The 271-nt window shown below is 73.4% G+C and carries 1 pseudogene; it reads left to right on the top strand.

What is annotated here, in order from left to right:
* Positions 1-271, top strand: a pseudogene (locus KZZ07_RS26930) (hypothetical protein); the annotation flags it as partial.

Here is a 271-nt window from a genome sequence, read left to right as displayed (position 1 = left end):
CGCGCGCTTCGAGGCCCTGGGGGCTAAGCGCGCCGCCGAGCGCGCCGACCTCGACCTCGACTTCGAGAAGCCCGCCGCCGACTGGATCAAGGGCGCGCTGAAGGCGCTCGCCCCGGCGGAGCAGCCCGACAACGTCGTGGCGGTGGACTTCGCCCGCGCCGGCGCCGGCGAGGACGACGAGGCCGAGCCGAGCCGCGAGCCCCTGGTGGTCGAGGTCGTCGAGCACGTGAACCTCAACTCGTCGCGCTCCGACAAGGAGACGATCCACCTC

It is taken from the genome of Mameliella sp. CS4, assembly GCF_019392335.1.
Classification (GTDB): Bacteria; Pseudomonadota; Alphaproteobacteria; order Rhodobacterales; family Rhodobacteraceae; genus Antarctobacter.
Note: the sequence above shows the minus strand (reverse complement) of the source record. Positions and strands in the feature narration are given on the sequence as shown.